The sequence below is a fragment of the Nostoc sp. genome (assembly GCF_036917395.1).
Classification (GTDB): Bacteria; Cyanobacteriota; Cyanobacteriia; order Cyanobacteriales; family Nostocaceae; genus Nostoc.
Genome location: NZ_JBALDI010000079.1, coordinates 84,481 through 98,047, shown reverse-complemented (window position 1 = coordinate 98,047; position 13,567 = coordinate 84,481). Strand labels below are relative to the sequence as shown.

Here is a 13,567-nt window from a genome sequence, read left to right as displayed (position 1 = left end):
ACTGATAATTTTAGAAACTTTTAGTCGGAAATATAATTTTATACTTTACTCCGTTCTGACTGATAAAATCGATATTGCCTTGTAGCTGATGTGTTAGACCTTTTACTAATCGCAGACCTAATGATTCTGTAGTTTGAAAGTCAAAATTTTGGGCAAAACCGACACCATTATCACTGATAGTAAGTGTAAAAAAGTTTGCTTCTAGGGAGCAAAATTCAATACAAATTTCTCCCGGTTCTGTTTGGGTAAAGGCATATTTTAGGGAATTTGAAATAAGTTCATTGATAATCAAGCCGCAAGGAATAGCTGCATCAATGGCTAGAAAAACTTCCTCAACGTTCATTTTCAAGGTTATAGTACTGGAATTAACATTGTATGAATAAAATAAATTAGTTACTAAATCTTGGATATAATCAGCAAAATTAATCCTTGCCAAGTCTTGAGATTGATATAGTTTCTCGTGGATCAGAGCCATTGATTCAATCCGGTTCTGGCTATCTTTGAATACCTCAAGGGCTTGATTGTCCTTGAGATAATCTGCTTGCAGGTTGAGCAGACTAGAAATAATCTGCAAATTATTTTTTACCCGGTGATGAATTTCTTTCAATAGCACCTCTTTTTCTTGAAGCGATGCTTTAATTTGCTCCTCTGCTTGTTTACGCTCCTGTCTCACCTGTGCCTCACGCAACTCGCGTGCAACAGCAGGGGTAAGTCGCACCAGATTGCCTTTGATGATGTAGTCATGGGCACCAGCTTTCATGGCGGCTACTGCGGTATCTTCACCAATAGTGCCTGAGACGATAATGAATGGCAAATCAAGCCCACTTTCCTTGACCTGCTTCAATGCAGCAGGGGCGCTAAAGGTCGGCATGGAATAATCGCAGATGACGATATCCCATGTTTGCTCTGCGATCGCAGCTTTCATGGCTGTGGGTGTATCAATCCGTTCAAAGGTTACTTCATAGTCACCACGTTGCAGTTCCCGCAGCAGCAACAAAGCGTCGTCTTCTGAATCCTCAACAAGTAATACGCGCAGAGGTATACCCATACCCATCTAAACTATATCCTCGGTGGTGATTCGTTTAAGACAAACCAGTACAACCCTAGTTGTCGCACTGATTCACTAAATTGGGAAAAATCTACTGGTTTGCGAACATAGCTGTTGGCACCCAAGCTGTAACCATTGATTAAGTCTTGCTCCTCCTTGGACGAGGTGAGAATGACGACGGGAAGGATTCTTGTCCTGTCGTCGGTTCGCAGGTGTCGTAAAACTTCCAGACCATCCATTTTAGGCAACTTCAAATCCAGGAGAATGAGATGCGGCATAAGGCTCATGTCGCGATCGGCGTACACACCTTTACCAAAGAGATAATCTAGGGCTTCCACCCCATCACGTGCCACCACTACCTCGTTCAAAATATTGTTTTTCTTAAGTGCGCGTAAAGTTAGCGCTTCATCGTCAGGATTGTCTTCTACTAATAGAATCATCTTGTTTTATATCTTCTTGTAGTTAAAGGGTGAAGTAAAATGTTGCGCCTTGCTCGACTGCGCTTTCGGCCCAGACACGGCCACCATGACGGTGAACAATCCGCTGCACAGTAGCTAATCCGATGCCAGTACCTTCAAACTCAGTCATGGCGTGCAGGCGCTGAAAGGCACCGAAGAGTTTATCGACATAGGACATATCGAAACCTGTGCCATCATCACGGACAAAATACGCATGGATGTCATCTTGCTGCAAAAGCCCAAATTCTATTTGTGCTTTTTGATGTTTTCCTGTAAACTTCCACGCATTACCCAACAGGTTTTCTAGCACAATCCGTAACAGATGAGCATCACCATTGGTAACCAATCCCGGCGCGATCGCAAACTTTACTTGGCGTTCTGGTTGGGTTTTGTGCAACTCTGTGGCGATCGTCTCCACCAGTGCGCTCAGATCAACCTTTTCACAACGCATCTCACTGCGCGTCAGTCGTGACAGATTTAGTAAATCGTCGATGAGTTGTGCCATCCGCTGCGTGGCTGCACGCACTCGCAAGAGGTAGTTTTGACCTAGTGCGTCCAGCTTGTCAGCATAGTCTTCTAATAGTGCTTGGCTAAAGCCGTCGATGCTCCGCAAGGGCGCTCGCAGGTCATGAGATACAGAATAACTAAATGCTTCCATCTCTTTGTTAGTAGCTTCGAGTTGTGCTGTGCGTTCAATGACTCGCTGTTCAAGTTGGACGTTCAGGCGCAGAATCTCTGACTCCGCGCTTTTGCGCTGATTAATTTCAGTTTGCAATTCTTCGTTAGTGTTTACAAGTTCGGCAGTCCGTTTCTTCACCTCTATTTCTAATTCATTGCGAGCCTTTTGCAGAGACTTCTCCATCCGCTGGCGTTTGACAAGTTCTTGATTGGTGATCATGGCTGCTAAACCGACGATAACAGAAGCTAGAATGCTGCCAAAAATAGTCAGCACAGTTGTTTGACGAGCGCTGGCGTCTGCCTCTGTTGACCGCTTTTTCAACAACTGATTCTCTTCATTCTCCATAGCTATAGTCAGCATTCGGATGTCCTCCATCACCTGCTGACCCTGATCTGTCTGAACTATTTGCAGTGCGGACTCTAACTGTACGTTCCTCCCCTTAATCGTCTGTTCAAGCAAAACCAGTTTTTTGGCAATCATCGGTTCAAGGCTATCGAGCCGCCGCTGTTGATTGGGGTTATCCACAGTCAATTGGCGCAGAGCCTTAACCTTCTGAGTAATCTTGCCAGTTGCAGTGCGATAGGGTTCTAGATACCGTTCTTTGCCCGTGATCAGATAGCCGCGTTGCCCAGTCTCTGCATCTTTGAGCAGTGACATTACTTCTTTAGTCTTTTCTAGCACCTCAAGTGTATGTGTGACCCATTGAGCGTTTTCTTTATATTGAAGCAAACTCAGATAAGAGACGACACCAACACCAGTCATAATTGCCACTGCTATTACAAAACTGCCTGTATTCTTTTTGTAAATAGCCCATTCCATTTTTTACCTTCCTATTTAAAAAAGTAGTCGCTGACTAAAGTGGTAAACCCGTCCCTGCGGCGACCACAAAAGAAGGATGACTAGCAACCCTAGTCTAAGCCGCTATATCTTCGTTCCACCAAATAGCACCCATGAAAAAATTGGCGTTGCTGAATAAGAAGTATGAAAATGATTTTGTTTGATGTCAAAACCTATGTAGAGACGCGATATTTCACGTCTCTACATCTGGATTCATACTTTTTCACGGCACTACTCGTCATAGTCCTGGAAACTGATACCAAGTTTCTTAACTTCGAGAGCGAATTAGCTTTAATAAAGGATATCTGTATTAATTAATTATTGGGAGGGTATATTTTCTGAGTGATGCGAACGCCAATAATAAATTTAATCAAATTATTTAGTATATTTTTGCAGCCATCTTCAAGAGATTTTCGCTTGCAGAAATTATATTAATGTACTATAAAGTATCGGTAATTGCACTTAAAAAAGTTTGATGATATTAGCTTGATATTAAATAGACTTACTAAATACGTAGACTAGATAGAAACATAAAGTCATGTAGGAGAGCAGGATAATAACCCAATATGGTTCAGTTAAGGAAATTTATCCATTGAGGCAGGGGAGGCAGGGAAGGCTGTTCTTGAGCAGGGGGAGAATAAAAGCTTATCCCAAGCTTATTGGATAATAAGCCTTGACTATTAAACGCCAGTTGCTACCTTGCGGGTTCTCCCAAGGAGTACAATTCGGGCTTTACCCACCTACTGCACTGGCTCGTCTTGACTTTCGTACTTCAACCCAACCTTGTAAAGCTGGGGAATAGTTAGTAAATAATAGGGCATGGGGATAATTACCAATTATCTCATGCAACTAACTCAAGGGAAGGTAAAGTACCCATGCTCAGGCGCTTAATTGTGATTGTTACTGCTGTTACACTCTTTAGCAGTTCCTTGACGCTGGCAGAGAGTAAAAAGCCCAAAGTACCGGATAAATTTCCTCCTAGTCCCCTAGAAATTACCACACCCGATCCACTGTTACCACGTTTGCCCAAGGATAAACAGCCGTTAACTCTCGAAGAACAGCAAAAGTTAGAACCAGCGCTGGATGCCTTAAACCAAGAAGCAGCGGCAAAACTGCAAGCAGGGGATCAGGTGGCGGCATTTGAAATTTGGAACCGAGAACTTCGCTTGCGGCGCTTTTTAGGTTCATCACTAGAGGTGCAAGCACTATCACGAGTCGGGGCGATCGCCTGGAAGCAAAACGATAGTCAAGAAGTACAATATATTACGCAGCGATTGCAAGCAATTCAAAAGCAGGTACAATCTCAGAAAAAAACTGCCCAAATTGATCTAGAATTGTGGCGATCGCTAGGGCAAGCTTACCAAAATGTGCGATCGCCTAAACTCGCTCTAGAAGCTTACGACCAAGTTTTGTTAGTGGTGCGACAGCAAAAAGATACAACAGCACTGGTAGAAATCCTCAAGACAATTGGGGAACTAAATTTGAGTTGGTTTGATTATCGCAAAGCTGCGCCAATCTACGAGGAATTGTTGGGTTTAGCTACTTCTGTTGGCGATCGTGTAAACGAGCTAACATATTTGCAACGGCTAGCTGAGATTTACGAGCAGACAAATCAACCACAGCAGTCATTGAATGTACTTAATAAATTAACAGAAATTTACGTCAATGAAAATAATCTTACTGAAATACCAGAATTAAAGCTAGCGATCGCTTCAGATTACGAATCTCTAGCAAAGAAAGATCCTAACTTACTGTTAGAAGCTTTTAAAAATTATCAAGAAGCTTATACTACTGCTTGGCAATTACAGGAGTACGTTCGTGCTGGTGAAGCTTTGCAAAAATTAATTGCGCTGTACCGTTCTCAAGGACAAACAGACGAGGCTTTGCAGGCTAGCCAAATTCTTGTGCAGACAGAGGCGCAAGCTGCCAACTTTTACGGGTTGATGCAAGCTTATGACCAAATTGGGCAATTGTATCTAGAACGTAAAGAGTTTCCTCAAGCACTAACAGCTTTTCAAAAAGGGTTAGAATTAGCGCACCAACTCAAACATCAAGAAGCATACTTTACTGGGCAAATTGAAAAAATCTCGAAAGCAAATTTGTAGATAATATTAGCTCCACTTTATCCATTCGCACCACGGCTATCAGCCATTTCCATCAGATTTTATGATAGCGTAGATTCGTGTTGAAGATTTGGCAGACTGCTACATCGCCGCAGCACGAAAAGGCTCCAAAGGAGGACACTACCTTGCAACGGCTGAAAATCTGAGTATTAGGCAGATGGCAACTTTGTTTGCGGAGGCTGCTCAGGTAAAATTTAAAGCACCAATATTTGAAAATAAAAACAACGTGGTGTTTGATGATTCTTACATCAAAGAAGTACTTCAACTTCAATGGAAATATAAAGCGGCTGATGATGTTAAGGCTTGGGTAGAGCAAATCAAAGAGTTGGGAACTTATTTCTTAGAGGATTAGGACTTACGCACACTCTACAAATTCTTCTCAACTCTTGGAGAGGCTGCACCAACGAGACGCTGTGCATTGGTGGAAGCCTCTCGTAAAAATGGCGCTTCGATAAATTAAGCTTTTTAGCAATTTTTGCGTAAGTCCTGAGAATGTTTGAAGTCGAGTCCTAACAGTATTGACAATCTTTGCCTAACGACCATTTCATAAACAATACTTATATTAATGCATCGGTTGACAATGCGATTGTTGCAGCTGACGATGCGATTGTTACGGCTGACAATGCGATTGTTGCGGCTGACAATGCGATTGTTGCGGTTGACGATGCGATTGTTACGGCTGACAATGCGATTGTTGCGGCTGACAATGCGATTGTTGCGGCTGATAATGCGATTGTTGCGGCTGACAATGCGATTGTTGCGGCTGACAATGCGATTGTTTCGACCTGCAAAAATTAACCTACATCTGTTTACAGCTATAGCGCTTCTCGTTTGTATGCAATACACTCTGACCTCACTTCCATTCCTCTTTATTAAAAGGAGAGAGGCTTTGAGGCTTACCCGCCAACGCTACAAGGGTTGGGGCTGTTCTTGTTAGGTCTGTATTTTATGCAATAGAGAACCGCTATATCTACAGCTGACTTTTGTTGGGGAAGTCTGCGCTTAAATTCCAGCACCTATGAAGTTACATATGCAGACGAACTTTTACACCTGACTCCAAAAGAATATGCCCGGTTGGAACTGCTGGTTTCTAGCGATCGCCCACTAGTAACTTATTCGTGTGATTATTATAGTGATTGAATTAAATGGGTAGCTAATTGGTTGTCAAGTTTAGAATCAACATGGCACGCATGGGGCAGATTTTTTGGAAGCGGCTCTCCCATAAGCTTTTGCCCACTAAACGCCTTGCAATGGTGCAAGCTTGTCTGATTGGTTTAGTCTCTGGATTGGCTGCTGTCTTGTTAGGGCAAGGTGTGGGATTGTTAGGTGGGTGGCGACTACAAATATCCCATCAGTTTCCTGCTTTGTTGGCACTGCCGATAATTGGGTTAGTGGGCGGATTTCTCGCAGGCTGGTTGGTGGAGCGCATCGCCCCTGAAGCTGCTGGTAGCGGGATGTCGGAAGTAAAAGCGGTGCTGGCAAAGGTGCCCATGCCTCTCAACTTGCGAATTGCTTTGGTGAAATTGGTCGGTGCAACGCTGGTGCTAGCATCTGGGATGCCCTTGGGGCGGGAAGGGCCTACAGTGCAAATTGGTGCAGCCTTAGCCAATCAGTTTAGTCGCTGGTTTCCCACCTCCCCTGAACACCGTCGCCAACTGATTGCAGCTGGAGCCGGGGCGGGACTCGCGGCTGCCTTTAATGCCCCGATTGCTGGGGTATTATTTGTTGTCGAAGAACTTTTGCAAGATGTCTCTGACATCACCTTGGGAACGGCAATCCTGGCTTCATTTATTGGTTCTGTTGTTGCCCGTGTTTGTGACACTCATAGTTTAGATTTAAATCTGCATTTAGCGGCTGCTAACACCAGCTTTTATGTGTCGGAAATTCCCTTTTATCTACTGTTGGGAATTTTGGCAGGATTCGGGGGCGTGCTGTTCAATCGCGGAGTTCTCGCCAGTTTGGGTTTAAGTCGTCGCTTTCTCAAAATCAGCTTACCTTGGCGGATGGGACTGGCTGGATTAGTGACGGGATTGGTATTTGCTTGCCTTCCCTCATTATTTCGGGACAACGCTGGATTACGGGAACTGTTGCTGACGGGTGAAGCAAACTGGCAATTAGTGGCGCTAGTTTTCTTTCTTCAGTTCCTACTTATCCTGTTTACTTACGCTTCTGGTGCGCCTGCTGGATTGCTGGTTCCCACACTAGGATTGGGAGCAGCTTTGGGTTATTTGGTAGGAACCTTAGAACACCACTTCCTAGCTGTGAGTTTGGCGACAACTTATGCACGAGTTGGGATGGGGGCATTTTTCTGTGGGGTGGCGCGAGTCCCAATTACGGCAGTGATCATCGTGTTTGAGATGACAACTGACTTTAATTTGGTGTTACCGCTGATGATTGTTTCGGTAACTGCTTATTTGGTGGCGGAAGCCTTAGAAACGGGATCACTATACGACAATTTATTAGAATTTAAAGGCATTCATTTGCCAGAAGAAACCAATTCCCAAGCGCCTTGGACGCAACTAACCGCAGCCAATGTTATGCAACCGAGTGTGGAAACTCTGGGGAGCGGGATGAGTTGGGATGAGGCATTGCAGGCATTTTCCGAATCCTCCCACCGCCACTTTCCAGTATTGGAAAAGGGTAAATTGGTCGGAATCTTAACCCAGCAAGATATCACAAATCTCTCCCAAACAGGTTTAAGTGAGCATCGCACTGTGGCCCAAGTGATGACTCCAGAACCAGTAACTACCTCTCCTGTTGATACCCTTGCCCATGTGCTGCACTTGCTCAACCGTTACAAGATTAACTGTTTACCAGTTGTGCAAGGAAACCGCTTGGTGGGTATCATTACCCGTAGTGATATTATTCGGGTGCAAGCTGCCTATTTCAATGGTTCTGAAGACTTTGCAGGTTCTAAAGCCGAACCATCCCGCGTGATTTACCATACCAGTGCGCCGGAAACTGGACAGGGAAGGTTACTGGTGCCATTGAGTAACCCAAAAACAGCAGGTATGCTGTTGGAAATGGCGATCGCAATTGCCCGCGATCGCCATTATGAAATAGAATGTCTGCATATTATTGTTGTCCCCCAGCACAAGATTCTTGCAGAAACCCAAGTGAATATCAAGGCAGCTATGGGGCCACTGCGGCAAGCAGTGCGTTTGGGACGGACATGGCATATCCCAGTACATACCCAAATTCGAGTTGCTCACGACTTGTCAGAAGCAATTTTGCAAACTATCCAAGACCGCCATATTAATTTCATGCTGATGGGTTGGAAAGGCAGCACAGCCACACCGGGAAGGGTCTTTAGTCGCGTTGTAGATACGGTTATCCGGCAAGCAGCCTGTGATGTGGTGTTAGTCAAGCTGAATAAGCAAACCCACTTGGAACGCTGGTTAGTACCGATAGCGGGTGGCCCCAATGCCCAACAGGCAATTCAATTGCTCCCAGCACTGACTTCAGTGAGTAAAACTCCAGTGGTCAACTTATGTCAAGTGTTTGAACCAAATAAAACTGAAGCGGATACAACAACTCTCAAAAAAGCTGCTGATTTTCTCAAACAACGGCTCAAAGGTTTAGTAACAATTGATCCACTCTATGCAAATTCTGTGTCAGAAGCCGTCTTGGATTGTGCTAGACGCAACCAGAGTGATGTGATTATTTTGGGGGCTTCTCGTGAGGGAATGTTGCAACAAGTAGTGCATGGTAATATCCCAGCAACTATCTGCCGTAATAATAACCAAACTGTGATTTTGGTCCGTGCAGCATCTGCTATTGGAGAAGTTAATTAATCTACTAATAATACATCTTCATATATAGCTGCTATCGCACAACGAAAATCAACGCTAGCTAAATGCACTTCTTCTTTTTCATAAGGGTAAAGTACCCAATGTCCTTCCTGATTGCGGCGGAAGCATTCCACACTCATTCGATCTGGTGAAATTAGCACATATTCTTGCAGTGATTCTAAGTGTCGGTAATTAGCAAATTTCTTTCCTCTGTCAAAGCCTTCTGTTGATTCAGAAAGTACTTCGATGATTAAGCAAGGATAGGACTTAAAATATTCAAATTCTCTATCTCGTGGATCACAAGTTACCATTATATCAGGATAGAAATAGCGATTTATCACATCAATTTGTGCTTTCATGTCTAACATGTAAACACGGCAACCACTACCCCGGAGATGGTTTCGTAACAGCATAGATATATTCATGCTAACTGTGACATGAGCATCACTTGCCCCTGCCATTGCGTAGACTTGCCCATCAATATACTCGTGTTTGATTTCACTTACTTTCTCGCCTTCTAGATATTCTTCTGGGGAGATATAGTACTCACTTTGGCTCATGACCATTTTAGTACCTTAGTAGTTTTATCAAACATTTTAACTGATATAACAAATTTAATGAGCGACAGCGCCACCGGTTGCCTTCACCTTTTTGAGGAATAAAATAGCAATCCCACTAACTAACAAAGCAATACCAATAAAGTAGAAACAATCGTTAAAAGCCATTACAAACGCTTCCCGGCGGACGATGTTAGATATGGATGCGATCGCTTCATTTTGGGCTGTACTCAAATCTGCTCCGCGACTGACAAAATACTGTGTCATTTGGTCAATTCGCTGCTGAGTTTCTGGGTTATATAAAGATACTGTATCACCCAATCTATTCGAGTGAAATTGCTCTCTGTTTGCTAATAAAGTCGCTAAAGAAGCAATTCCGAGAGAACCACCCATATTCCGCATCATATTAAATAAACCACTTGCCGAACCTGCTTCTTTCGGACTTAAACCAGCAGTTGCGATAGAACTCAGCGGCACCATAATTAGGGGTTGTCCCATTGCCCGCACAAATTGCGACCAGCGTAACTGATCTAATCCTGTTTCATTAGTCATTCCTGAGTTCATGAATGCACTGATGGAAAACAAAGTCACACCGAAAGCTACCATGAAACGCACATCAATACGTTTCATCAATCTGGGTATGAGAGGAATAATAAACAGTTGGGGAATACCAGCCCAAATTAATACTTCACCAATTTGCAGCGCATTGTATTTTTGAATTTGGGCAAGATACAGTGGTAAAATATAAATTGAACCATACAATCCTACTCCCAGCGACACATTGACAATACTCGCTAAACCAAAGTTACGCCTAAGCACAAGCCGCAAATTAATAAATGGTTGCTTCCGAGTTAATTCAATATAGAAAAATATCGCCAAAAAAATTATTGCAATCACACTTAAGCGTACAATCAGCGTTGAACCAAACCAATCTTTGCGACTACCTTCTTCTAAAACAACTTGCAGGGAACCTAACCCTATAGCCATCGCAATAATTCCCCACCAATCACCTTGTTTCAGTAAATTAATTTGGGGTTTTTCTTGCTTAATTCCATACCAAACGCCAGCTAGCATTAATACCCCTGGAATTACATTTATATAAAAGTTGTATTCCCAACCAAAATTTTCTGTTAACCAACCTCCTATTGTCGGCCCAATTGAAGGTGCAAAAACTGCACTAAAACCAAATGCAGCCAGTCCAACTGATTGCTTAGATTGGGGTAAAGTTGTTAATACAACTGTCATAGCAGTGGGAATTAATACGCCTCCACTAAGACCTTGTAAGGCGCGAAATAAAATCATGGAATTGAGATCCCACGACCAAGCACAGCATATAGAAAAGAAAATAAATAGTGTAGTATTCACTAACAAATAACGCCGCAGAGAAAACACCCGTGATAACCATCCTGTTAGAGGAATTACCACAATTTCTGCCACGAGATACGCCGTAGAAATCCAAGAACCTTCTTCTAAAGTTGCTCCTAAACTTGCTTGAATATCTTGCAGCGAAGCATTAGTTATTTGAATATCCAATACCGCCATAAATGCACCAAGCATACTGGCTAATACACCAATCCAGGTTCTTAGCGGTACACGTTCTGGTGGTACAGCAGGATTTTGCCCTTGCTGACGAATTACACCTGTATTAGCCATAGTGTTGTTCCAGTTCCAAGGTTAAGTAACAAAATTACCGCGATCGCAGGGCCAATTAATCGCGCACCGTTGATCATCGTGGAGTTAATGGCGATCGCATTGGCTAAATATTCTCTGTGTTCAACTAATTCTGGCACAAATGCTTGGCAGGCTGGAGCATCTAAGGCGTTAATAAATCCTTGAAACAAACTCAAGTCCTGACTTAATTAAATCCGGAGAACCGCACCCCGCCAAAGCTGTGCTTTGTCTCCCCTCCCCGCCGGCGGGGTGGGATTGTTGTATTATGGGATAATTTAGTGGACATGATATTACTTGACTTCCACAGCAATTTCCGCAGACATCCCTGGAGTAATCCGCGATTCATACCCTTGAATGCTCTTTTGGTCAAAAACTATTTTGACTGGGATGCGCTGTACAACTTTGGTAAAGTTACCTGTAGCATTATCCGGTGGCAATAAGGCAAACTGAGCGCCGGAAGCTGGCGAAACACTGTCAACACGACCAATAAAGGTGTGATGAGGGAAAGTATCTAGCTTGATTTCTACTGGTTCTCCTGGGCGCATCTTTTCTAATTGGGTTTCTTTGAAGTTCGCAATTACCCAATAGTTGTTATCCACGATCGCCATTAATGGTGTTCCCACTGCAACTCGGTTGCCAATCTCCACGTTTTTCCTCCCGACTCGTCCAGCACTGGGAGCGGTAACATTGGTATAGGATAGTTGCAATTGTGCGTCTTTAAGCGATGCTTCTGATTGGGCGATCGCAGCTTTTGCCGCTTCGTATTGACTACGTTTTACTGTTGTATCTTGTCCGCCAGCAGTCGCTTGTTGCAATCCTCCCTTAGATGCTGCCAATTTAGCTTGGGCGTTGGTAACATTTTCTTGCGCTTGTGCTAGTTGAGACTGGGCTTTGGCTACACCAACTCTAGCAGAGGCTAACTTAGCTTGGGCTTGTTCTACTCCCTGAATAGCGGCGTTCTTTTGTGCCGTAGCCACATTATAAGTTGCCTTGGCTGCGTCTAGCTGCTGACGAGCGATCGCACCAGTTTTATACAACTGGTTGTAACGATTGTAATCTGCTTGGGCATTTTCCAAATTCGCATTTGCTTGCGCTACCTGCGCTTGGGCGGCGGGAATCCCCGCTTGGGCTAGTCTGACTTCAGCTTGCGCCGCTGGTATCCCGGCTTGGGCTTCTTGTACTGCTGCTTGGGCTGTGGAAATTGCTGCTACCGCACCGCTGACATCGCCCTGCGCTTGACTTGTCTTACCAGTGGTAGTTTGTGAAGTTAAGGCAATATTTGCTTGGGCGGCTTGCGCCTGACCACGCGCATTTTCTAAAGCTGCTGCTGCTTGTTGTACCTTACTTTCATAGTCCCGTTCATCTAACTTCACTAACAATTGTCCCGGTTGCACCAGTTGGTTATCATTCACAAGCACCTGACTTATAGTTCCGGGAATGCGGCTGCTAACTTGGTGAATGTTTCCGGCAACAGTGGCGTTGTCTGTTTCTTGGTGGGTGGAGGCGTATTGCCAGTAGTGAAGACCAAAAGTACCTGCGGCGATCGCACCCACGCCTAATCCTGCCAAAATTAAACCAGTCGGTTTTTTCCGTTTCGGTTTCGCTGGAACTTCTTTCTCTATCTCAGGAGTTATAATCGGTGCTTCTGCTGTTGCGGATGTCTCTGTTGTCAAAGCTTCTAAACTCTCTAAATCAGGAATCACTTGTTTTTCTAAAACTGGGGTCTTATGTCCGTTGCGTTCGTTCAAAGTATTAGCGCCCATGATGGTTATCTCGCTTGCTCGTTCAATAATTTGATTAATAGTCGTTTATTTAGAATGCGTAATATTTACTGAAAAAAATCTTTTTTCCTTAGTATGCGTACTATTATCTCAAAATAAATCTTCACAGTACCTCCCCCGGTCGGGTGATTGTGGGTAATCTTTAGGAGAGGTTAGCGATCGCCCGGTTCAAGATTTGGGAAAACAGTTCTCGGTCAGCGAAGGAAATACCGTCCATTGCTTCATCACGCACTGTTGCCGCAATAGGCGGTAAGACTGCTTCTAGTTCCTTACCTGCATCCGTTAGCCAGATCCGCCAGATGCGGCGATCGTGGGTGTCGCGTTCTCGACGCACCAAGCCGCGTTCTTCCATCCGATCTAATACGCCTGTTAAAGTCCCTCCCACTTGTTTGAGTTTGTCCCCAATACTAGAAGTTGGTAAACCATCTTCTTGCCAAAGACAGCACAACACCAGCCAGTGAAATGGCGTAAGTCCAAACGGTTCTAGCCTCTCAGTAAACTTGCGACTGAGCAGTTGTGAAACTAATTTGATTCTATAGCCCAAATTGTATGGTGCCAGATTTTGCTGCCACGACTGTAAAGGTGGGGAGTGATTAGATGTAGAAACCATTTAGCAAAATAT

General features: G+C 44.0%; 11 protein-coding genes and 1 pseudogene. 3 read left to right on the top strand and 9 right to left on the bottom strand.

Translation table 11 applies throughout. The annotated features are described in order from the left end of the window. Positions 1-10: 10 nt before the first annotated feature. From V7K46_RS27775 to V7K46_RS27765, 3 genes are read right to left on the bottom strand one after another with little or no spacing between them, the layout of a single operon-like run. Entirely contained in the window at positions 11-1,048 is a 1,038-nt protein-coding gene (locus V7K46_RS27775) for a sensor histidine kinase (protein WP_335118975.1), read from the bottom strand. A gap of 11 nt (positions 1,049-1,059) precedes the next feature. Then, entirely contained in the window at positions 1,060-1,488 is a 429-nt protein-coding gene (locus tag V7K46_RS27770; RefSeq protein WP_335118973.1) for a response regulator, read from the bottom strand. 22 nt (positions 1,489-1,510) lie between these two features. Continuing rightward, positions 1,511-3,004 (bottom strand): sensor histidine kinase, encoded by a 1,494-nt coding sequence (locus V7K46_RS27765; protein WP_335118971.1) that lies wholly within the window; start codon positions 3,002-3,004, stop codon positions 1,511-1,513. An 893-nt stretch (positions 3,005-3,897) separates the two neighbouring features. Between V7K46_RS27765 and V7K46_RS27760 the strand changes: the two genes are divergently transcribed. Beyond that, positions 3,898-5,127: a tetratricopeptide repeat protein gene (locus V7K46_RS27760; protein WP_335118969.1), complete on the top strand. Its 1,230-nt coding sequence runs from the start codon at positions 3,898-3,900 to the stop codon at positions 5,125-5,127. An 88-nt stretch (positions 5,128-5,215) separates the two neighbouring features. Next, on the top strand, positions 5,216-5,497 hold the full coding sequence (locus tag V7K46_RS27755; RefSeq protein ID WP_335118967.1) for a hypothetical protein: 282 nt from the start codon (positions 5,216-5,218) through the stop codon (positions 5,495-5,497). 113 nt (positions 5,498-5,610) lie between these two features. On the opposite strand, the gene V7K46_RS32200 is transcribed toward V7K46_RS27755, so the two are convergent. Beyond that, entirely contained in the window at positions 5,611-5,991 is a 381-nt protein-coding gene (locus tag V7K46_RS32200) for a hypothetical protein (RefSeq protein WP_442939879.1), read from the bottom strand. Between the two features lie 335 nt (positions 5,992-6,326). Between V7K46_RS32200 and V7K46_RS27745 the strand changes: the two genes are divergently transcribed. After that, a complete protein-coding gene (locus V7K46_RS27745) occupies positions 6,327-8,939 on the top strand; it encodes a chloride channel protein (RefSeq protein ID WP_335119080.1) in 2,613 nt (870 codons plus the stop codon). Here V7K46_RS27745 and V7K46_RS27740 read toward each other — a convergent pair. The 5 genes and pseudogenes from V7K46_RS27740 to V7K46_RS27720 all read right to left on the bottom strand — a co-directional run bounded on the left by V7K46_RS27740 (position 8,936) and on the right by V7K46_RS27720 (position 13,555). Next, positions 8,936-9,502, bottom strand: coding sequence for a Uma2 family endonuclease (locus tag V7K46_RS27740; RefSeq protein ID WP_335118962.1), 567 nt, complete (start codon positions 9,500-9,502; stop codon positions 8,936-8,938). The two genes, V7K46_RS27745 and V7K46_RS27740, sit on opposite strands and share 4 nt — an antisense overlap. A gap of 48 nt (positions 9,503-9,550) precedes the next feature. Then, positions 9,551-11,146 carry a DHA2 family efflux MFS transporter permease subunit gene (locus V7K46_RS27735; RefSeq protein ID WP_335118960.1) on the bottom strand — a complete coding sequence of 532 codons (1,596 nt, stop codon included), beginning with the start codon at positions 11,144-11,146 and terminating at the stop codon, positions 9,551-9,553. Positions 11,147-11,160: 14 nt separating this feature from the next. Next, a pseudogene (locus V7K46_RS27730) lies at positions 11,161-11,340 on the bottom strand (MFS transporter); the annotation flags it as partial. A gap of 114 nt (positions 11,341-11,454) precedes the next feature. Beyond that, positions 11,455-12,927 (bottom strand): HlyD family secretion protein, encoded by a 1,473-nt coding sequence (locus V7K46_RS27725; RefSeq protein ID WP_335118958.1) that lies wholly within the window; start codon positions 12,925-12,927, stop codon positions 11,455-11,457. A 160-nt stretch (positions 12,928-13,087) separates the two neighbouring features. Next, positions 13,088-13,555: a MarR family winged helix-turn-helix transcriptional regulator gene (locus V7K46_RS27720; RefSeq protein WP_335118956.1), complete on the bottom strand. Its 468-nt coding sequence runs from the start codon at positions 13,553-13,555 to the stop codon at positions 13,088-13,090. Between the last annotated feature and the right edge of the window lie 12 nt (positions 13,556-13,567).

Bases quoted from the DNA above. Each gene is read 5' to 3' on its own strand.
- V7K46_RS27720 (WP_335118956.1), bottom strand. From the start codon at position 13,555: ATGGTTTCTACATCTAATCACTCCCCACCTTTACAGTCGTGGCAGCAA.
- V7K46_RS27770 (WP_335118973.1), bottom strand. From the start codon at position 1,488: ATGATTCTATTAGTAGAAGACAATCCTGACGATGAAGCGCTAACTTTA.
- V7K46_RS27760 (WP_335118969.1), top strand. From the start codon at position 3,898: ATGCTCAGGCGCTTAATTGTGATTGTTACTGCTGTTACACTCTTTAGC.
- V7K46_RS27745 (WP_335119080.1), top strand. From the start codon at position 6,327: ATGGCACGCATGGGGCAGATTTTTTGGAAGCGGCTCTCCCATAAGCTT.
- V7K46_RS27775 (WP_335118975.1), bottom strand. From the start codon at position 1,048: ATGGGTATACCTCTGCGCGTATTACTTGTTGAGGATTCAGAAGACGAC.
- V7K46_RS27725 (WP_335118958.1), bottom strand. From the start codon at position 12,927: ATGGGCGCTAATACTTTGAACGAACGCAACGGACATAAGACCCCAGTT.
- V7K46_RS27765 (WP_335118971.1), bottom strand. From the start codon at position 3,004: ATGGAATGGGCTATTTACAAAAAGAATACAGGCAGTTTTGTAATAGCA.
- V7K46_RS27735 (WP_335118960.1), bottom strand. From the start codon at position 11,146: ATGGCTAATACAGGTGTAATTCGTCAGCAAGGGCAAAATCCTGCTGTA.
- V7K46_RS27740 (WP_335118962.1), bottom strand. From the start codon at position 9,502: ATGGTCATGAGCCAAAGTGAGTACTATATCTCCCCAGAAGAATATCTA.